We start from the raw sequence: 21,119 nt of genomic DNA on the forward strand, positions 1-21,119 counted from the left end.
TAACTAAGAGTTATACCTTGCTTTTTAAGTGCTGACGTCATTTGCATCATTTGGAAACAATAGCTGTACAGGATGCATCAATTTAAACACCATCCTGTCCCACTCAACGGCAGTGACTAACGCTTTAACGTACTGATAAAACTGATAACTGCAAACAGCCAAATAAACAAAATGAAACTGCGTGCTTGCGTGAAATGGATCACGTCCGCACCGTGTACCATATTATGACGAGTGGCGGTGACACTAGAACTCGCATCCATTTTCAATGCTTCAAGGCTCAGAAAATACGGATTGATTTCACTGGCAATTTTGACTTTATGCCATAGGCTTTTGACTTCATGGCCTTTCAAACCCGGTACGATTTTATACACATCGACAAACTTGGTTTGATTTTGCTGTAAATAGCCATGTTCAATCAGCGCATCTGTCAAAATCCCTTCTATTTGACCATAAAGAACTGTAATGCACCCTGCATAACACTGCTGTTGATACAGTTTTAAGGTTTCTTCAATCACGCTGCGGCGCTGAGCTTGGAATGCACCCAAATCCATCGCGTCGTAAGCTTCAAGCAAAGTCGCTTGGAAATAGTCCGTTTGGATTAAATTGGGCAATTGAAACTCAGATATATCCGCTTCTTTTTCATTGGCCATTTGCCAGAAAAACAACAGATTGAGCACGTCATTGGCCATTGGTTCATCACTTTCATACTCAAGCTGATCGGCCATTATTGCAAAGTACGGATCTTCCAACTCTAGCTGACGGAGCGACTCGACCAATTGTGCATGAGCTTGACTACCCATTGAAGCAAGATATTGTTCAGCGTGTTGTAAAAGTCGATTGCCCAATAGTTTAGTCGCTTGTGGATTTTGCGGAATTCGGGTCACGGGTTGGTCGAAATCAAAATCATCATCGATCATGGACGGCATACTCTTAAAAACGGGCTGAATGCACGTATTATCGCTGTTAATGGCGTATGAATATAGAGAAAAATACGCATTAGTTTTAAGTTCCATCATTTGAATTTTGAACAATCCATTCAATCTTTCATGAAAAGATGAACAAGCTGTTTTATGCCGTTTTAGACCATGCATTTCCCATTATTTTTTTAGTATCTTGCTCAGATTAGCGATGGATGCTCAATCTAGCGATCAATTCATATGGGCTTTAGTCTCATTTGAAAACTTTTCACCGATTCACTTGTGCAAGTCGCGGCTATCTAAGGTAAAATCGTTGACCTTATATAAAATACGAATGAGAGAGTCATATCCGTGCGTAATATTTTAGTCACTAACGCCCTACCATACGCCAATGGCCCCATCCATATGGGACACTTACTCGGTTATATCCAAGCAGATATTTGGGTTCGTGCCATGCGTGCAATGGGACACGATGTGACTTATGTATGTGCGGATGATGCTCACGGTACAGCTATCATGCTACGTGCCGAAGCCAATGGTATTTCACCTGAAGATCAGATCGCTAATGTGCAAAAAGAACACATCCGTGATTTTGACGGTTTTAGCGTGCATTTCGATCATTATGATTCAACTCACAGCAATGAAAACCGCGCGCGCGCTTCTGAAATTTATGTAAAAAACCGTGAAGCAGGCAATATTGCCATCCGCCCTGTCAACCAGCTTTTTGACCCTGAAAAAGGCATGTTCTTATCGGATCGTTTCATTAAAGGCACATGCCCGAAATGTAAATCGGAAGATCAATATGGCGATGCGTGCGAAGTCTGCGGTACAACATACAATGCGACCGAGCTGTTAAACCCGAAATCAACTTTAAGTGGTGCAACGCCTGTTGAGAAATCGTCAGATCATTACTTCTTTAAACTGCCGAATTTCTCAGAATATTTGCAAAAATGGACACGTGACCAAGGTCGCCTACCTGTTTCAATTGCCAACAAACTGGATGAATGGTTTGAAGCGGGTTTATCCGATTGGGATATTTCACGTGATGCACCGTATTTCGGTTTTGAAATTCCAGATGCGCCAAACAAATATTTCTATGTTTGGGTAGACGCGCCGATTGGTTATATGTCGAGTTTTGAAAACTATATCAAAGCTAAACGTCCTGATTTAAGTTTTGACGACTTTTGGAAGAAAGACTCTGACAAAGAAGTCTATCACTTCATTGGTAAAGACATCGTTTACTTCCACGCGCTGTTCTGGCCTGCAATGCTAGAAGGTGCAAACTACCGTACGCCATCAGGTTTATTCGTTAATGGTTTCTTGACGGTGAACGGTCAGAAGATGTCGAAGTCTCGCGGCACATTCATCAAAGCTGAAACATATTTAGAACACTTGAACCCTGAGTACTTACGTTACTACTTCGCGTCTAAACTGTCTGATAAAGTTGAAGACTCTGATTTGAACTTGGATGATTTCGTTCAGAAAGTAAACTCTGACTTAGTTGGTAAAGTGGTCAACATTGCCAGCCGTTGTGCAAAATTCATCAACACCAAGTTTGATAATAAATTATCAGCAACTTGTGCAGAGCCTGAATTGGTACAAAGCTTTATTGATGCGGGTGACTCAATTGCGAAAGCCTATGAAGCACGTGAGTTCTCTGCTGCGATTCGTGAAATCATGGCGCTTGCAGATAAAGCCAACCAATATATCGATGAGAAAAAACCTTGGGCTTTAGCGAAAGTTGAAGGCGAAGAACAGCAAGTACACGATGTTTGTTCGGTCGGGATTAACCTGTTCCGTCAATTGGCTGTGTACCTTGCACCTGTACTTCCGACTTTAGCAGCTCAAGTGCAAGCGTTCTTAAAACTAGACCGCTTTGACTTTGCTTCTGCTCAAACGTCATTGGTCGATCATGAAATTGCATTGTTCCAACCTTTAATGCAACGTGTAGACCCGAAAGCAGTTGCGGCAATGGTCGATGCATCTAAAGACTCTTTAGCTGCTGCAGCTGAACCTGTAAAAGTTGAGAAGAAAAAAGAGAAGAAAGCCTCGACTAAGCCTGAGCCAAAAGTTGGCGAGGCAGAAGTGATTGGCATTGAAGACTTTATGAAAGTTGACCTACGTGTCGCTGAAGTTTTAGAAGCTGCAACGGTAGAAGGCTCTGACAAACTTCTACAACTGACTTTAAATGTTGGTGAAGCTGAACCACGTAACGTATTCAGTGGTATTCGTGAGTTCTACCAACCAGAAGACTTAAAAGGCAAATTGGTGGTGATGGTGGCGAACCTTGCACCACGTAAAATGCGTTTTGGTATTTCTAACGGTATGGTTTTAGCTGCGGGCAATGGCGAAGGTGTTTGGGTGATTTCACCTGAATCTGGCGCTAAACCAGGTGATAAAGTGTCTTAAGATTTAGATCTGAGATGAGAAAAAGCCTCTACGTTGTAGGGGCTTTTTTTCATAATTAGTAATTATATAAACTCGTTTAGACTTGTAATAAATTTCTTTCTCTTTCTTTCCCAAGTATTCAAACTTATTTTTCCTTCAATCTCAAAGATTTCTTCTAGTTTTTCTTTTAGACTATTTAATTTCGGGATATCATTAATCAGCAGACCTTGTGTTAAAGGAATTACACCTTGTATATCAGAGTATGATAATGGTGGTACCACAATTGGAATATGACCTTTAGACAAAGCCCAAGCTGCACCCATTTCACACAAACAGACTTTGCTATCATAAAAGTTTTTAGTAATAACAAATAATACTAGTACTTCTGATGATAGCTCTTGTTTAATTTTATCTAGGAAGTTTTCACCTAAAGGTATTCCATATCCTTCAAATGAAGAGCAAAAAATTTGAGCAGAATTTATACCAATATTTTCTAATAAATCTATTAATTCTTCTATGATTTCTTTATCTTTTGTTGCATGACTAATAAAAATTTTCTTCAATGCATTTCCTTTGTTTTCTACTGAGGGCGCAGGCGGTTCTTTTACTCTTAAAGCACCTAATGGATATACGATAAATTTATCAGTAACATTTTTCAATTTGCTAAAAGCGTAACTTTTGGCATCATACCCCCCTACAATAAATAAACCATTATTTGAATCTTGTTCACGTTTTTTATCTAATTCTACCCTATGAACCGTACCGGGTTTGTCGGAGACTTTTTTATTTAAGTTAGGCCACCTGACCTAACGGGTTAATCTTATCATAGTACATTGCTTCAAACTCAAAAGGCGATACATAACCCAGTGCACTGTGTACACGCTTTTTATTGAACCAATCTACCCAGTTTAGTGTCGCAAGTTGTACATCTGCTAAACCTTGCCAATATGCTTTTAAATATTCAATCACCTCTGTTTTGTATAAGCCATTCACCGTTTCAGCCAAAGCATTATCGTATGAGTCACCCGTTGTACCGACTGAAGCTCGTAAATTTGCTGCTTCTAAACGATTGGTATAGCGAATGGAAAGATACTGTACGCCTCTGTCACTATGATGAATCACGTTCTTTGGCATGCCTCGATCATGCAATGCTTGCTCCAATGCATCCAGGACCATGTCTGTATTCATGCGTGTTGATACTTTCCATCCAACAATTGCTCGTGAGAAGACATCAATAATAAAGGCGGTATAGACCCAACCTGAATTGGTTTGAATATACGGGTGAGTAGACCAAGGGAATTTCACCCTTAGCCCCTCGCAGAACCGGACATGAACCTCTCAGCTCATCCGGCTCCCATTATCCAACCGATGGTAAACATCCCATTTTCCAGTGCACAAAGGCATTTGGAAAATCACGCGCAAGTCGCCCTAAGGCATATCTAGCCCGTCTTTTATGACGGGCCAAGTTTTTATACTTACGCCTCATCCAGCGTATAAGATAAGCATTCATGTGTTGCCAGATCGCTGACATTGCTGAACCATGGAATCGACCATAGTATTGCTGCCAACCTTGAAGAATTGGATTGAATATTGCAGATAAATCACTTAATTCGCGATTACACATCAGATGTAGATGCCATTTCCGAATAGTCTGTCGCATTGCTTTAAGTGCATCACGACTGACTGCAGGAGAGAAATTTACATAAACTCTTTTATACTTGTCCACAGCCTTACGGGGCCTAAACGTGTACCCGAGAAAAGTAAATTGAACATCGGGATATGCTTTACGACGATTAATATCTTGGCAATAAACAATCTTTGTCTTGTCTGGATGCAATTCGAGACCACATTCACGAAATCGTGCATCGATCTTTTGTAAAACAAGTTTGGCTTGAGATAAACTCCGACAATGAATTACGCCATCATCTGCATAACGGCAGAACCGTACACTTTGAAGATGTTTCGTAATCCACATATCAAAAGCATAATGCATAAATAAATTCGCCAATAAAGGACTCACAACACCACCTTGTGGTGTGCCGCGATTCCTTTCTAAAAGATGGCCATTTATGTGTTGCATTGGTGCTTTTAACCAACGTTGCACATATAAAAGAATCCATGGAATTTCACAGTGTTTCTTGAGTGCACGCATGAGTAAATCATGGTCGATGTTATCAAAGAGACCTTTGATATCAAATTCCACAACCCAGTCATAATCCCAACTTCGTCTCCTCACTATCGCAATTGCATCATGGGCAGAACGCCCCGGACGATATCCATATGAGTTTGGATGAAATAATGGATCAATTTTCGGCTCTAATAAGAGCTTAACTGCTGTTTGCGCGACTCGATCTGCAACTGTTGGAATACCTAGTATACGCACGCCACCTGACTTCTTTGGAATCGGAACAGCCTTAACTGGCGGTGGAAAATAACTGCCAGAACAAAGTCGATTCCATAGTTTGTATAGGTTGTTCTTTAAATGCTTTTCGAATTGCTCAATAGATTCATGATCAACGCCTGGAGCGCCACCATTCTCTTTGACTTTTTTAAATGCCTCCCAAATTAACGCTTTAGGAATATTAAATGGTTTGGTCATAAAGTTTTGCTCCTCCTGCTTGCACAGTTGACAAATCCGTAGACCTGGATAATGCAACCCCTTCGCTCCATTACCATTACAGTAACTTCAACACTACTACGAGTTGCTCCGCCCCTTGGTGACGCATTGCTATTATCAGCCTTGCCTTTTGAGCTTGTGCCTTTCGCTTGACATCGCCACCGAAGGTTCCCGCAGTTCAACGTAAGAGCCTGAATTAGGATCGCGCTGCCTCTACGCCGGACACCGAATGGCCCGTAAGCAGGTAACGGCCAAACTAATCGCGGGGTAACTTCCATCCCCGGTTTTGATGTCATTTGAGTACTTTCGACACTTGAACGGCAGTTCACTGTTGTTCGCCTTCCTAATTCTTACCTGACATCTCTACGATACCTTTTCCATAACGCTCACGACCGGGACTTTTGATCCAAGCCGCTTATGGTGGTTTGCTACCTGCTCCTGCAAGCCGATAGCGAGGGGCCATACCCTCATCTCTTACGCCGCTTGCTGCGGCACACTGAAGTCAGCGACCCACAGGTGGTCAGGTTGATCAGCACTAAAATTCCGTTTCACTAAATCATCTGCTCGTTTTTGATCATCTCTGCTACGGGTAGTTTGTTTATTCTTCCCACGCCAAACACCTTGTATACCTAGCTTTTGCATCAATCGAGCAACTGTACAGCGTGCAATAATATAGCCTTCACGTTTCAGTTTTTGCCAAACTTTACGTACACCATATCGACCTGAACTTTCCTTCCAAATTCGTTTAATTTGTTCAGCATGATGCAAGTCATGTAAATCTCGTTTCGCTCGATGTTCTGGATTGTCCGCGAGATCTAAAGTCCGGTAATAGGTCGAAGGGGCGATCGGTAAAATCCTACAAATCGCCTCAACACCGTATAACGCTTTATTGTTATGGATAAAATCCACCATTATTTGTGTGGGCGGTCGAGCTCCGCCTGGGCGAAAAAAGCGGCTGCTTTGCGTAGAATTTCATTGGCTCGCTGCAGTTCTTTATTTTCGCGTTCAAGTTGTTTAATGCGTTCTTGGTCTGAAAGCTGCTGTACTTTGATTGGATTCTGTTGATTCAAATGCTTCTGATGCCAGGAACGTAGTGTTTCAGGAGTACAGCCAATCTTGGGAGCAATTGCTGTGATTGCAGCCCAAGTAGAAGGATAATCTTTTTCGGATTCAATCAATAATTGAACCGATCTTTCTCTGATTTCAGGGGTATATTTTAATTTTGTCATCGGGATAGTCTCTCAGAATATTGACTCTCCGACAAACCCGGTACGGTTCACTAGCTTCTCTTTCAAATATTTCGAAATCTTTAACACTCTCTTTAAGAGAAATTGATTCAATATCAGAAGCAAGTATTGTATTTCCTTGTATTACCATATCTTCAGCATAATGATATGAATTTACAACTTTCTGTAATTCGTCAAATGTCATATCACATTTATAAAATTTCTTTTTAGACTTAGTTAAAATTTTAAGATGATATTTTTCAGAATAATTATCAGTAGATAAACTTTCTAATTTTAGAAAATCGCTGTTCAATATATCTCTACGACCTTTGTAAGTCGGACTTTCATTTTTAATTACTGACCAAAACTGTTTTAAATCCAAACTACTTTTCACATATATTGGTAGTACATCCTTATACTTAGAGGATAATAACTCATTTCGAAGTTGTGAATAATTTTGATTCAAAATTGGAGTTATGTTCGTACCAGTAGAAACTGCAATTAAAATATTGTGTATCAGCTTAATTTTTTCTTCATAATTTTCTTGCATGCTCGTTTCTCTAACCTTCTTTCACAATCTATACATTAATAATTTTGCTAGAAATTATGAATGTATTTTTATATAAATACAAAATTTAAAGTTGCACTATTCTATGCTAAAACAACATATCACTTTTTAATTTATAAAAACTCCTATGATAAACATGAAATCAGTACTCATCTCTTTAGGTTTAATATCTACTACGTTTTCATCAACCTTCGCCCTTACTCCCCCTGCCCCAATCCCCCAACAAAAACAAGTTTCAGGCTATTACCAATACCAAGCGGGTGATACACAAATCACCGCCCTGCTCGATGGTACCAACTTCATGTCACCTAAACTCTTTCAAAACACTCCAGAAAAAGAAGTACATGAAATTTTAAAGAAATATGCTGCTGACCAAGCCAAGGGCGTACAAACCTCAGTCAATGCCTTCCTCGTGAATACAGGCCATTCGCTGGTTTTAGTGGATAGCGGCGCTGCGAGCTGTTTTGGCGCACATTTGGGTTCAGTGTTAAGCAACTTAAAAGCATCTGGCTATCAACCAAAGCAAGTCGATACCATCTTGCTGACGCACCTACACCCAGACCATGTGTGTGGCATTAGTCAAAATGGCGTGGCAAACTTTCCCAATGCAACGGTTTATGTCTCGAACGATGAAGCGAACTATTGGCTAAACCCGAAACAGGTCGACAAACTCCCGAAAGAAAAGCAAGCAGGCTACTTAGGAACTGTTGAAAAAATTAAACAAGCCATTGCGCCCTATCAAGCCAAACAACGCTTCAAAACGTATCAATTGGGCGATCAAGTTCAGGGCTTTAAAGTCATTAATACCGCGGGGCATACACCCGGACATTTTAGCTATGAGCTGAACACCAAAGATGAAACAGTGGTATTTATTGGTGACATTGTGCACTCTCATACTGTGCAATTCGACAAGCCAGAAACCGCAATCGATTATGATATCGACCCCAAAAAAGCAGTGCAAACCCGCTTAAAGCAATTTTCTGAATATGCAAAAGGCGGGAAAACCATTGCAGCACCACACTTGCCATTCCCTGCTATTGGACATATCTATTCGGCAGATGGAAAAAGCTATCAATGGATTCCTGTGCATTTTAAGGATTAATTTATACGAAAATTACCTCTTCTTTGGGCTGAGAGTTAAAAGTCTCTTCAAACCTAATAGAAGTTTATTAAATCATAAAAAATCCCCTCATTTGAGGTAATGCCAGTCAGTTAAGAAATTGACTGGCATTTTCTTGGATATTTTTGTGCTTTAATTTTCACTACTCGCGGACATTGCCTTTGCCTTTTTTCAGGTAATACAAATATTTTAGATTGTTCAAATAATTGCGCTAAATGTTTGGGTAGGTTTCCTGCTGATTCTAAAGGTGTGTGCCTTAAGATATTGATAATACTCATAGATGCAACATGGAAACTGATCCTTAAAGGACTCACCTTTGCATGTTCAGCGATAAACCTCATCTGTCTTCTTAAGATATTATATGCAATAAATACCCCCCACAATTCTTGATAGACCAAATCAGGTTGTTTGCTTCTTAAAATCCTTGCATCCTGTAAATCACTTTTAATTTCCCGATAACACATTTCTATTTCCCAACGCTGGATATAAAGCATTGCAAGGTCTTTGAATGGATAAACTTTAGAATCTGTTAATGATGTAATGTAACGTCTTATTTTTCCTGCATATTCAACTTCAATTAAACGTGCTTCCCAATAGTCACCCAATGACGGATTTATCTTTTTTGCTCTTGCTGAAACAGGCATTTTGATCTGAAAGTCATGGGCCGCATTATGATGAATCACTTCATAACGCAGGTTGTCCTTTGCTCGCATCAACCAATGACTCTCTTCTGCCTGAGATTGCCAGCTCACTAAAAAATCAGCAGAGAAGTAAGCACGATCAAATAGGGTAATACTGCGAACTGGTGCTTTTAATTGACTGGCTAAGGTTAATTCACCTTGATCCATACTGCCCATTTGGGCATCAATCATTTCATGGGTATTGGTATTCACCAGGCAAGTCGCTCTAACTTGTGGGTAAGGTGCAGCTGCTGTTTTGCCTTTGGATGAACCAAAGTGCTTAAAGTTTTCTTCTGTATGAGGCATAGACCAAACCACACCATCTACAGCACAAACGCATAGACCGTGAAAGTTGCTATATTGTTGTTGTGAGTCTTTAAACCATGCCTGACTTAATGTCGAAAATAAAGCACTCATGGGTTCTAAGCCTAAGCGTTGTCTTGCTTGTACGGATGCACTCGGTACACAGTATTCTGCCGTACCGAAAACAAGTTGCAATTGTTGAACCACATACCAAATCGGTTGATTTCGAAATAGAGCAAGTCCGATTACCAGCCAAACAACATGTTCAGCAGGCAGTTTTCTTTTTCGAATTGATGCTTTACCTGTTTGGTCTAAGCAATCTTCAATCCAGTTTAAATCAATCAATTCACTGAATTGTGAAAGTGAAGGTAAGGTTTGTTTTAATGTTAAATCTAGATTCTGAGATAAATTCATAAAAAAAGAGCGTATTTACATACGCTCTTTTTACAGCATTTTAACTTTTTTTGCTTAACTGACTGGCATTACTCATTTGAGGGGATTTTTTTTACTGCTGTGGACTCATCGAGTTTTGTACAAAATGCGGAGAACGAGGTCCATATAACAACCCTTTTTGCTGCATCAACTGCGGAGCATACAACTGCGTACTTACACTGTTAGACAGTACATAGGCTTTGTCCGATAAGTGATTCGAAATTTGGTCAATCAAAGCACCCACTAACATCCCGACCAGACCCGCGTTGCTATTATTATTGGCTTGTTGGATTTTTTCCTGACCTTCCCATAATAATGCTCCGGTTTTTAAATCCACCAATTTTGCCTCGACCGCAACGGTCGAAGTCGATTGAATCACCTGATACTTAGAACCATATTCTTTAACTTTGACATACAGTGCGGCATCCGCTCCAAAAATGTCATTGAGTTTCTGAATTGGAATTTGCTGCGCATCATAGCCATTGGTTACGCCATTTTCTTTAAATAGCGTATCGACCACAGAAATGGGGAACACATAATAGCCCGCTTCTGCTACAGGTAAAGTCACGGTAGACCAATACCCATAGGTTGCCCGTGTATCGGGTGACTCATTCACAGGCGGCAACACCAAAATGGATTTTGGCATATTGGCATGATATGCAGATAAGTCACGATTGCTTTTTGGTGTCGTAGCACAACCTGTGAAGAGTGTCATTGCAAGGCCAAGTACGCATAGTTTTTTGAAATTTTTCACTTCACACTCCCTGCCGCAGACTGAGCCGTCATTTTTTTCAAAAGACGATCCATTAATACTGTCGACTCTGGGTAAGTTTGACGTTCAAGTTCAAAATACTGAACAGCACGTGGCCCATTATTGATATTTAAATTCAACAAACCCAAATGTGCATACAAGCCCGGAGGCACTGCTGCATTTTTGGCTTTGGCTTTTTCAATATCTTTTTCAAGTTTACCAATCTGTTCTTGTGGAGAAGTCTTTTCTGGCAGACTCAACATCAAATAGGTTTGCTGCGGGTATTCGCCCCAGCTATATAACGATTTTGGCGCTGAAACACAGCCCACCAAAGTCATGGTGCAGATCGCACCTAAAACCAATACGATTTTTTTCATTGATTCAAACCAGTTACTGCGCAGACCACTTATTGGTTTGAATATCCAACACCAAATTATTAACCGCTTCGCGTACAGCCAAATCTAGAACTTTACCGTTTAAAGTTGAGTCATAAGAAGCGGTAGAGCCAAAACCTAAAATTTCACGTTCACTGAGTGCATACTCACCTGCGCCTTGCACAGAGTGAACAATTTCTGCTGTTTTTACATCGACAATGTTTAAGTTCACTTTGGCATAAGCAATTTGGGTTTTACCACGACCCAATATGCCAAATAGCTGGTGATCACCGACTTCTTTACGGCCAAATTCAGACACGTCGCCCGTTAATACATAACGTGCGCCTTTGATAGATTGAGAGGATTTAGTAAAGCCTGCTTCTTGTTGTAATTCAGCAAGGTTGTCACGGTTTAGGACAGAGAAATAGCCCGATTGCTGTAAATGCGTTTCTAAAATGGTTTTCGCTTGACCACCTAAACGGTCAACATTGTCTGAAAAAATGCCACGCATATAGCTCGAACGGTTGTCAAATTTTCCTACAGAAACAGGCGTTTTAGTGCCAGCGTATTTGACTGTTGCCACTGCCGCTGTTACTTGCGGTGATTGAATTGTTTTTGACGTTTCTGTTGTTGAACATGCAGATAATGCTAAGCCACTCAAAACGGCCAAAAATATAGATTTATTCAAAATTTATCCCTCAAATCTTTAATTTATAAATCATTAAAAAATCAAAGGGATTATAACCATTTAGCTTTTAGTTACCTATACAAAATCCAGTTTTGTTGTTGAAAACCTTATCACTTCATTCCAAAAATAAGTTTTAAACCCAACACCGTCATCACCGCCCCTGCTGCGCGGTCAAATACGGCTTTAAACTTCAAATACACGCGGCGCGGCTTTTCAGCAGACAATGCCACTGCAACCAACGAACACCAACCCGCATCAATAAAGAAACATAGAATAGGCAGTACATAATAGTAATAAGTTGGGATTTCTTTGGGTAAAAGTGCAGTAAAAATACTGGCTAGAACAATCGCAATTTTAGGGTTGGAGAGCTGAGTAATTAAACCAGTCATAAAGGCACGGCGTAAAGTCATTGCTTTTGAGCTGGAATGATCTGCCTCAATTGGCTCTTTGGCGTGTTTAATAATTTTAAATGCGAGCCAAAGCAAATAGATCCCACCACAAATTTTTAAGGCCAAATACGCTGACGGCACTGCCAACAAAAAGGCTTGTAAGCCAAGTACAGCCAACAGACCAAAAACAGCTGCGCCTGTTCCTGTCCCCAGTGCGGTAAAGAGGCCATGCTTTCGAGAAATCGCAATCGAATTTTTTGCTACATAAATCGACGTCGGTCCAGGGCTCATTGCGCCTAACATTAATGCAAAGGCAATCGAGCCCAAAATCCAAAATGATTCCAAGAGTGACCTCTAAATTGAGAGAATTTGATCAGCTGCGATTTTACGCTAAACAAAGTTTTTACGATATTCACTTTATCAGTTATTTTTCACATTTATATCGTGATCAAGCCGCAGCACGTACGTCCATTATATTTTTTAATGATAAATAAAAAAGCCTATTTTTAAGGAAATTTAGCATAGGGCATAGTGAAAACAATACTAGAGCAATTACTCAACAATAAACTGCAACATCAGATATTTAGATCATATTCAATTTTAATAAAAAGACAAATGTGTATTAAAGATAGCCATCATGTGCTTATTTTTGATTACAAAATATAATGAGTAAATTGCTTCCCATTTCATACATTTTTCATATATAAAAAGTCATACTATTTTTAAGGTTTTTCTAAATCACATTTTATACTTCATAGTTTTTAACATCATTATTAAAGGTGAACCATGCAAAAGAAGAAGCGCACCCCATTAGACGCACAACAGTCCCATCTTTGGATTATTGGTGGTGGTATCGCAGGTATGGCTGCTGCTGCATTTGCAATCCGTGATGCCAAAGTCCCTACCAAAAATATCCATATATTAGAAGAACTCGATATTTCAGGTGGTTCGATGGATGGTGGACATACACCGCATGCCGCGCAAGCTTGGGTAACACGTGGTGGGCGAATGCTGACCGATGAAACTTATTTGTGCCTATGGGACTTATTTTCCAGTATTCCATCTTTGGAAAATCCAGACATTTCGGTGCGTGAAGAATGTCGTGAGTTTAATGAAAAAGTGAAAACCCACGCCAATGCACGTTTGATTGATGCCGAACATGTCATTGCGGATGCAGCAAAGCTTGGGCTGAATACGCTACATCGTGCACAAATGCTCCGCTTACTGGCTTCAAAAGAAGAAAAAATTGGCAGTCGCCGCATTGATGAGTTTTTTGATGAAGCCTTTTTTGAAACCAATTTCTGGCGCATGTGGCGCACAACTTTCGCTTTTCAAAAATGGCACAGTGCAGCAGAGTTAAGGCGCTATTTCTTGCGTTTTATCCAAGAATTGCCACGCATTCATACCTTAGCGGGTGTGAAACGTACCAAGTACAACCAATATGATTCAATGATCCTGCCCCTACAGCGTTGGTTAGTCGCACAAGGGGTCGATGTGCGTTTTGGACACTACGTCACAGATGCGGACTTCATCACCAATGCTGAAACTCAAGAGCGCCATGCCTCGCGCCTATATGTACAATTGCCTGAAGGCTCAGAGCAAATTAATCTGAAAGCCAATGATTTAGCCATTTTCACTTTAGGCTCTATTACAGCAGACTCACGTTATGGTGGTAATCATGACGTGCCTCCCCTCGTTCGTAATCGTGAAGACCATGGCTGGACACTTTGGGAAACACTGGCACAAAAAGCCCCAGACTTTGGCCGTCCAATGACTTTTTATGGCAATGTCGATGAACATAAGTGGGAGTCTTTCACTCTGACCATGAAAGATGACGTGCTGCTTAAACGCATTGTTGACTATACGGGAAATGAACCAGGCACAGGCGCACTAATGACTTGGTATGAGTCGGGTTGGCATTTATCCATTGTGGTTCCTGCACAGCCACACTTTGCCGACTTACCTGAAGGCCTGTATACCTTATGGGGCTACGGTTTCCAAATTGACCATATGGGCGATTACATCAAGAAACCAATGTCCGAAGCCACAGGGCAAGAAATCCTAACAGAACTGATTAAACAGCTCGGTTTTGACGACATTTTAGATCATGTTTTGGCAACCACCAATGTAACCACTGCCATGATGCCATATGCCTCTGCCCTATTCGCCTGCCGTAAGCCGGGGGATCGTCCACAGGTAATTCCACAAGGCTCACAAAACTTTGCCTTCCTTGGACAGTTTGTGGAAATTGAAGATGACGTGGTCTTTACTGTGGAATATTCAGTTCGTGGGGCGATGCTTGCCATTTATGAATTCTTTGGGGTGGAACGTGAAATCCCTGAAATTTACAATGGTCTGCTTGATCCAAAAGTCGGTTTGAAAGCTTTGGAAACCGTGTTCCACTAAGCTTTTAATAATAGTGATAAGAACATATTTATATCGCTACTATTACATAGTTTAATTTAAGCAACGTTTGGATACGCGAGTGTGGCAGGGATGCCACACGTTATCCATCATAATAGGGATGTTATGTATGGATAACAAAGGCTTTTGCTTACTTTTGGCCTATCAAAAGTAAGGGTATTGCCTACACAAACACCTTTTGTACTTTATTGAAATGTTGAGGCCGTGTACGCACCTAATTTTAAATTGGATAAAAAGCAAAATTAGATAAAACTTTATACCTCATTAGTAAATAAATTGACTAATCAACATCGGAAAAACATCTCCACGTTTTAAATAACACTCCGAAACTGACTAAGTGCTTTTCTATCGTTTTCTCATGATTTTAGATTTCATAAAAATTACAAAACTCACTTGAAGCTTTGACTGCACAGATGCAGCATAAGACTCATCTAAAACTTTAAAAATAAACCTATGAAACTAGCAGAAGCACTTTTATTGCGTAGTGACTTACAAACCAAACTCGCTTCTTTACAACAACGCATCAACAATAATGTGCTAATCCAAGAAGGCGATGAACTGAGTGAAGATCCGAATGCGCTGATGGGTGAGGCCTTTAGTGTAAATACAGAGTTACATCATCTGATTGAAAAAATTCATGCGACCAATGCTCAAGCTAAAACCAGCACGGGCCAATCCATGCTCAGTGTTTTAAACACACGTGATTTGCTCACACAACAGCATCGTATTATTCAACAGGCCATCGACAGTTCACGACGTGAAAATGGTCGTTATAGTTCGAGTGAAATTCGCTGGGTTAAAACTATTGTGGTTGCAGACTTGCAAAAACAAGCCGATGCAATTAGCCAGCAACTCAGGCAAAATAACTTAGAGATTCAAGCTTCAAATTGGCAAATCGAACTGATCTAGCCAATTTGAGCCACAACAGTTTGGGCATATTGGGCGAGTACAAGGCCTTTTATACGTTTGTAAGGCTTTAATTCAACAAACGTTTGCAGGAAGTAAGACGTCTACTTCACATTTTTACAAATCTGACGTAGCACAATGCATCTTTTATACTGCACATCGCACCTTGCACCACCATGTACTGACAATATGCCTCCCTATTTTCACCTATTAGTACGCATCAGCCTGTGTAGACGATTTCTGATTAAAAGCCATATCTTGTGATGGCAGTTTATAATCACGATCATGCACAGGAACACCACCAATAATCATGGTACGAGCTTCAGTTCTAGGCTGATTCAAATCCTTTTTTGCATCACACGCGGTCAGTTGAGTGAGCAATAAAACCAATACTAGGGTAGATAAGGTTTTCATCATATCCCCTCATTTATCATTATTGTGCTTTCAGCATAGCACTTTTATTTTTCCAATCCTATCGACTTTGTTACAACTCTTATCCATCTACATGAGGGTTCTCTGCGTATTTTCTTTATTAAAATAAATATCAATCATTCATAGATAAAACAATAACATGAATGATTTAAGTTAACCAAAATTTGATCTAAATATTTATCCGACGTATTAAAAAACTATCTTGGCGGAGTCTTATCTTGTTTTATTCAATTTCTTCATCAGCCTGCGGCTCGCCCTACTTTTGTTTAGGCAAAAGTAGGCAAAACCATTGTCATCTGCAAAACCTGTTCATTTCTTGGATTCATTAAAATATAGCGAATAAAACATTATCTTATTTACACCATGCAGGTTGCAGATGACGTTTCCGAGTCGCCTATTTCTTATCGAAATTAGATTAAATTAGAAAAAGACAAAGTAATTTACAAAATCTTACAGGATTGAATATTTACAACGGACACTTTTGTCCGTTAAATAATAGCACCCTCAAATCAAATGAAATAATCACCATGACCAGTCGTCAACAGCGTGCTGCACAAAACCGTGAGGAATTGCTGGAAGCCGCAGTTCAGGTTTTTCGCACACACGGGATAAATGCGCCCTTACAACAGGTAATTGATGCCGCCAATGTCGGACGGGCGACGTTTTATCGTAATTTTGATGACCGTCGTGCCTTAGTGATTGCACTCATGGAGCAAGCTTTGGAACGTCTTGCAGTTCGTGCTGAAGCGTTTTCTCAATATGAGGATGGTTTTATTCGTTTAATTGAAAACCATGTCTATAACTTGCCGTATTTAACTGCACTGATGGAATATTGGCGGGTGATTGAGCGGAATGATCCCGTCATGGTCGATATCTACGCGCGCCGCGATGCGATTTTACAGCCTTTGATTGATCAAGCCATTCGGCACGGCGTATGTCGCCCTGATTTGACCACCCAAGATTACGCCATGATTACGGCCATTTTAAGGACTTCATTTCAAGGGCTGACCGATACAGAGCAACAACAACTTGCACAACGTGCGATTGAGCTACTCCTCAATGGTATTCGGGCATAAAGGTCACCACTCATGACACAGCCACCGCGTTTACTCGAACCTGCGCCAAACTGGACAGCAGAAGAAAAGCCAACCCTGCCTGGCTCTCCTGCCGTGATTGCGCACTCCACACCTAAGCGCTTCATCTATTTTTTTATTGGTTTGTTTGTCGCACTGTCTGCAAGTCTCAGTAACGGTTTTATTACCGCAAATTTACCCTTAATTCAGGGTGAATATGGACTTACTCCTTCTGAGGTAGCGTGGATCCCCGCAGCTTATGTCATGGCTAATGTCAGTGCGAACCTGATTCTGTTTAAAGCCCGCCAACAATATGGTCTGCGTCTATTCTCTGAAATTGGTCTACTCATTTTTATTGTGGTTTTGGTTTTACACGTCTTTGTGCATACCTTTGAAATGGCGGTATTGGTACGTTTCATTAGCGGCATGGTTGCAGCACCACTCAGCTCTTTAGGCATGTATTACATTATGCAGGCCTTTAAGCGGGAAAATTTTGGTCGCAGTATCTATTTGGCTTTAGGCTTCCAACAACTCGGTATTCCCTTGGCATGGATCATTTCTCCATACCTCATTGATGTGAATAACTGGAATGTCCTGTATACCTTTGAAATTGGTTTAGCGCTGTGCTGTTTCGCAATGGTGGTGTCGCTTAAATTACCCCGCAGTTTAAGAATTGCTGTTTTTGAAAAGCAAGACTTCTTCACCTTTGCTCTGCTTGCGCCCGGTTTTGCCTTTTTGTGTATTGTGCTGACCCAAGGGCCTATCTTGTGGTGGTTTGAAGTGAAATGGTTAGCCTATTTGCTCATTGCAGGGTTCAGCCTAATTGTGATTGGTTTGGTCTACGAGCATTATCGGGTCAATCCATTGATTATGACGCGTTGGCTGGGGACATCATCCACGGTGCGTTTTATCATCGGTGCCTTTGCAATACGCTTCTTAATGTCGGAGCAAAGTTATGCTGCCGTGAGTTTTCTCAAAACTATGGGCATGGGCCCCGATCAATTTGTCCCGCTCTATGTGGTGATCTTTTTAGGCATCGTGTCTGGTACCTTATTTAGTGCGATTACTTTTTCACGTGAACGGATTATTTGGCACCTACTGTTAGCCGAAGCTTTGGTGTTGATTGCTTGCGGGTTGGATTTTCATCTCACCAGCGATATTCGCCCTTCCAACTTCTACGGCAGTCAGTTTTTGGTGGGCTTTGCCAGTGGTGTGTTTATTGGCCCACTCTTGATCACGGGTATCTTAAGCGCCATGCAAAAAGGCCCCACCCATATTGTCACGTTCATTGTTTTATTTTCAGCGACCCAAACTTTTGGCGGCTTAGTGGGTTCATCGTTTTACTCCACCTATCAACAAGTCCGAACCCAAAACTACCGTGCTGAGATGATTCAACAACTCCCCGAAACCAATCCATTGATTGCGCAGCGTCTTTTAGCGTATCAACAAAGTTCGCATAGTTACACGCTGGATCAACAACAAGCCTTAAAAAATTTAAATCAAGTGGTGACTCGAGAAGCTCAAGTCCGTGCCTATAACGATGTGATTAGTTTCAATGGCGTCGTTGCCATGCTGCTATTGCTGTGGGGGACATTCCTGATTGCACGGAATCAATATCAACTGCGACAACAAGCGAAAATCGGTCATGTCTAATGCCACTGCTCCCTATTTATTGAGAAATTGTTATGTCTGAAGATCAAAAACCAGTAGCTCCCGCTGAAACAACCGCAAGTTCTGAAGATGTCTCTCAGCCTGAACAGCCCGTGGCTGCAGCAACACCGATTACGCCGCCTTCGAGTAAACTGATTCCAACAGCGAAACGTACACTGATCTTGATGTTTTTAATACTCATCATCGGTATCGGGATCATTTTATGGGCATGGAAAATTGGGCCATTTGACAGTACCGTTGAGTCCACTGACAACAGCTATGTCAAAGGCAAAACCACAGTGCTTTCTTCGCAAATTAACGGCTATGTCAAAGATGTGTTGGTCAGTGATTTTGATCACGTCAAAAAAGGACAGGTGTTAATGCATATTGATGCCACGACCTATGACCAAAAAGTCACACAGGCTGAAGCTGGGGTGGATCAAGCGCAGAATGCTCTGTCCAATCAAAGCCAAAATATTGCTCAGCGTAAAGCCGATATTGTGGCGGCAGAAGCCAAAGTTGAACAAGCGCGAACAGCCTACCAACTATCATTGGCACAACAGCAGCGTTATCAACAGTTGGGGGACTCTGGTGCAGCATCTAAATCAGAACAAGACAAAGCCGTTGCAGATACGCAAAATAACTTAGCCCTATTACAACAGGCACAAGCCAATGTACTGGTTGCTCAAGAAGCGTTAAAAACCGCACAAGTTGCTGAAACTGGACTCAAAGCGCAAGTAACCAATGCCGCTGCACAACTGGATCAAGCCCAAACCACCAAAAACTACAGCAGTATTATCGCCCCGATGGATGGGCAACTGGGTGAAGTCAATCCACGTGTGGGACAATATGTGGCCGCAGGCACACAGTTGCTCTATCTGATTCCACAGCAGACTTGGGTCACCGCAAACTTTAAAGAAACTCAAATTGCCAACATGAAAATTGGGCAAAAAGCATGGTTCACGGTGGATGCCCTCAATCATCAGAAATTTACAGGTCATGTCGAGCAAATTTCCCCAGCGGCGGGTTCAGAGTTCAGCGTGCTTAAAGCTGATAATGCGACAGGTAACTTTACCAAAGTGGTACAACGCATTGCGGTACGGATTGCAATTGATCCGAATCAAACGGGCATTGAAACCCTACGTCCAGGCATGTCCGTAATTAGTTCGGTCGATACCCAATCTGCACAGCGTTAATTCTGTGCAGAAACCACGACTTTTCACTTACACTATGCCTTGAGCCAAATTGATAAAATTCTATGTTTGACCAAATTGCCCAAACCATTCCCTATCAGCAAATTACTGTCGAAGGATTTGAGATCAGCATCAAACGTTTAGACTTGGTCCATCCACACATTTCAGGCAATAAATTTTTTAAACTGAAATACAATCTGTTGGCGGCGCAGCAACAAGGCTATAAAAAACTGCTGACTTTTGGCGGTGCCTATTCCAATCATATTGCCGCCACGGCCTATGCAGCGCAGTTATTTGGTTTTGAGAGTCTAGGCATTATTCGAGGCGAAGAACTGGCCTGTAAACCCCTGAATACAACTTTAAATACAGCACAGCAATTCGGCATGCAATTGCAGTTTGTGTCCCGTGAAGCCTATCGTCAAAAGCAAAATCCAGCATACTTAGCACAGTTACAACAAGATTATCCTGATTATTATGTGATTCCCGAAGGGGGAACCAATCCCCTTGCCATTCAAGGCTGCACAGAAATTCTCTCTGATGCGGATCGAGAAAATTTCGATCTGATTTGTTGTGCCGTGGGGACGGGTGGCACCATTGCGGGTCTGATTGAAGCCAGTGATCGTCAACAGCAAATTTTGGGCTTCTCCGCACTCAAAGGTGATTTTTTGAGTCGAGAACTACAGCAACTGACTGAAAAACGAAATTGGCAAATTACTGATCAATATTGTTGTGGTGGTTATGCCAAAACTAATGCTGAACTCTTGCAGTTTATCCATGCTTTTGAACAGCAATATGACATTCCACTGGAACAGATTTACACAGGCAAAATGCTGTTGGGCTTAACCGATTTAATTCAACAAGGTACATTTCCCCTAGATCATCGTATTTTGGTGATTCATTCAGGTGGGCTACAAGCTCGTTTAGCCACACTTTAGATAGTCCTGAAAAAGCAAAAAAGATGGTCTATAATGCCCTGCTTTATTCTCCC

Annotated in this window: 18 protein-coding genes, 2 pseudogenes and 1 other annotated feature; of the genes and pseudogenes, 8 read left to right on the forward strand and 12 right to left on the reverse strand. The window is 41.2% G+C overall.

Translation table 11 applies throughout. The annotated features are described in order from the left end of the window. Positions 1-116: 116 nt before the first annotated feature. Complete coding sequence (locus tag AC4MDD_RS12640; RefSeq protein ID WP_491881749.1) at positions 117-917, reverse strand: hypothetical protein; 801 nt, start codon at positions 915-917, stop codon at positions 117-119. A gap of 351 nt (positions 918-1,268) precedes the next feature. On the opposite strand from AC4MDD_RS12640, the gene metG reads away from it, so the two are divergent. Next, positions 1,269-3,326: a methionine--tRNA ligase gene (gene metG / locus AC4MDD_RS12645; protein WP_491881750.1), complete on the forward strand. Its 2,058-nt coding sequence runs from the start codon at positions 1,269-1,271 to the stop codon at positions 3,324-3,326. 62 nt (positions 3,327-3,388) lie between these two features. Here metG and AC4MDD_RS12650 read toward each other — a convergent pair whose 3' ends face one another. From AC4MDD_RS12650 to AC4MDD_RS12670, 5 genes and pseudogenes are all read right to left on the reverse strand, one after another. Next, the gene (locus tag AC4MDD_RS12650) at positions 3,389-3,964 is read right to left on the reverse strand and encodes a toll/interleukin-1 receptor domain-containing protein (protein ID WP_491881751.1); all 576 of its coding nucleotides are present in this window, start codon (positions 3,962-3,964) and stop codon (positions 3,389-3,391) included. A gap of 133 nt (positions 3,965-4,097) precedes the next feature. Further along, positions 4,098-4,583, reverse strand: a pseudogene (locus tag AC4MDD_RS12655) (IS3 family transposase); the annotation flags it as partial. A gap of 79 nt (positions 4,584-4,662) precedes the next feature. Next, on the reverse strand, positions 4,663-5,904 hold the full coding sequence (gene ltrA, locus AC4MDD_RS12660) for a group II intron reverse transcriptase/maturase (RefSeq protein WP_004826931.1): 1,242 nt from the start codon (positions 5,902-5,904) through the stop codon (positions 4,663-4,665). Positions 5,905-6,408: 504 nt separating this feature from the next. Next, positions 6,409-7,151: pseudogene (locus tag AC4MDD_RS12665) on the reverse strand (IS3 family transposase); the annotation flags it as partial. Further along, positions 6,760-6,876, reverse strand: a sequence feature (AL1L pseudoknot). Its footprint overlaps the pseudogene before it by 117 nt. Next, the gene (locus tag AC4MDD_RS12670) at positions 7,126-7,698 is read right to left on the reverse strand and encodes a hypothetical protein (protein ID WP_491881752.1); all 573 of its coding nucleotides are present in this window, start codon (positions 7,696-7,698) and stop codon (positions 7,126-7,128) included. The gene AC4MDD_RS12670 and the pseudogene AC4MDD_RS12665, both read right to left, overlap by 26 nt. A gap of 145 nt (positions 7,699-7,843) precedes the next feature. Between AC4MDD_RS12670 and AC4MDD_RS12675 the strand changes: the two genes are divergently transcribed. Next, a complete protein-coding gene (locus AC4MDD_RS12675; RefSeq protein ID WP_491881753.1) occupies positions 7,844-8,818 on the forward strand; it encodes an MBL fold metallo-hydrolase in 975 nt (324 codons plus the stop codon). A 110-nt stretch (positions 8,819-8,928) separates the two neighbouring features. On the opposite strand, the gene AC4MDD_RS12680 is transcribed toward AC4MDD_RS12675, so the two are convergent. The 5 genes from AC4MDD_RS12680 to AC4MDD_RS12700 all read right to left on the reverse strand — a co-directional run bounded on the left by AC4MDD_RS12680 (position 8,929) and on the right by AC4MDD_RS12700 (position 12,798). Further along, positions 8,929-10,233: an IS4 family transposase gene (locus AC4MDD_RS12680; RefSeq protein ID WP_062032364.1), complete on the reverse strand. Its 1,305-nt coding sequence runs from the start codon at positions 10,231-10,233 to the stop codon at positions 8,929-8,931. Positions 10,234-10,324: 91 nt separating this feature from the next. Next, positions 10,325-11,005, reverse strand: coding sequence for a DUF799 domain-containing protein (locus AC4MDD_RS12685; protein ID WP_491881754.1), 681 nt, complete (start codon positions 11,003-11,005; stop codon positions 10,325-10,327). Then, complete coding sequence (locus tag AC4MDD_RS12690) at positions 11,002-11,379, reverse strand: DUF4810 domain-containing protein (RefSeq protein ID WP_078388388.1); 378 nt, start codon at positions 11,377-11,379, stop codon at positions 11,002-11,004. The genes AC4MDD_RS12685 and AC4MDD_RS12690 overlap by 4 nt, the downstream gene beginning before the upstream one ends. Before the next feature lie 13 nt (positions 11,380-11,392). Continuing rightward, a complete protein-coding gene (locus tag AC4MDD_RS12695) occupies positions 11,393-12,064 on the reverse strand; it encodes a CsgG/HfaB family protein (protein WP_491881755.1) in 672 nt (223 codons plus the stop codon). 110 nt (positions 12,065-12,174) lie between these two features. After that, positions 12,175-12,798 (reverse strand): LysE family translocator, encoded by a 624-nt coding sequence (locus AC4MDD_RS12700; protein ID WP_078388386.1) that lies wholly within the window; start codon positions 12,796-12,798, stop codon positions 12,175-12,177. A gap of 441 nt (positions 12,799-13,239) precedes the next feature. On the opposite strand from AC4MDD_RS12700, the gene AC4MDD_RS12705 reads away from it, so the two are divergent. Both AC4MDD_RS12705 and AC4MDD_RS12710 read left to right on the forward strand, forming a co-directional pair. After that, the gene (locus AC4MDD_RS12705) at positions 13,240-14,859 is read left to right on the forward strand and encodes an oleate hydratase (protein ID WP_491881756.1); all 1,620 of its coding nucleotides are present in this window, start codon (positions 13,240-13,242) and stop codon (positions 14,857-14,859) included. A gap of 471 nt (positions 14,860-15,330) precedes the next feature. Then, entirely contained in the window at positions 15,331-15,786 is a 456-nt protein-coding gene (locus AC4MDD_RS12710) for a DIP1984 family protein (RefSeq protein ID WP_491881757.1), read from the forward strand. Between the two features lie 207 nt (positions 15,787-15,993). On the opposite strand, the gene AC4MDD_RS12715 is transcribed toward AC4MDD_RS12710, so the two are convergent. Then, complete coding sequence (locus AC4MDD_RS12715; RefSeq protein WP_279670532.1) at positions 15,994-16,197, reverse strand: NF038215 family lipoprotein; 204 nt, start codon at positions 16,195-16,197, stop codon at positions 15,994-15,996. A 545-nt stretch (positions 16,198-16,742) separates the two neighbouring features. On the opposite strand from AC4MDD_RS12715, the gene AC4MDD_RS12720 reads away from it, so the two are divergent. The 4 genes from AC4MDD_RS12720 to AC4MDD_RS12735 all read left to right on the forward strand — a co-directional run bounded on the left by AC4MDD_RS12720 (position 16,743) and on the right by AC4MDD_RS12735 (position 21,066). Next, a complete protein-coding gene (locus AC4MDD_RS12720) occupies positions 16,743-17,291 on the forward strand; it encodes a TetR/AcrR family transcriptional regulator (protein WP_178905302.1) in 549 nt (182 codons plus the stop codon). Positions 17,292-17,303: 12 nt separating this feature from the next. Next, a complete protein-coding gene (locus tag AC4MDD_RS12725; RefSeq protein ID WP_491881758.1) occupies positions 17,304-18,941 on the forward strand; it encodes an MFS transporter in 1,638 nt (545 codons plus the stop codon). A 32-nt stretch (positions 18,942-18,973) separates the two neighbouring features. Then, positions 18,974-20,134 carry an HlyD family secretion protein gene (locus AC4MDD_RS12730; RefSeq protein ID WP_491881759.1) on the forward strand — a complete coding sequence of 387 codons (1,161 nt, stop codon included), beginning with the start codon at positions 18,974-18,976 and terminating at the stop codon, positions 20,132-20,134. 62 nt (positions 20,135-20,196) lie between these two features. Beyond that, positions 20,197-21,066 carry a 1-aminocyclopropane-1-carboxylate deaminase/D-cysteine desulfhydrase gene (locus tag AC4MDD_RS12735; protein ID WP_491881760.1) on the forward strand — a complete coding sequence of 290 codons (870 nt, stop codon included), beginning with the start codon at positions 20,197-20,199 and terminating at the stop codon, positions 21,064-21,066. Positions 21,067-21,119 lie beyond the last annotated feature (53 nt).

Source organism: Acinetobacter sp. CAU_H_29a_1, assembly GCF_058599505.1.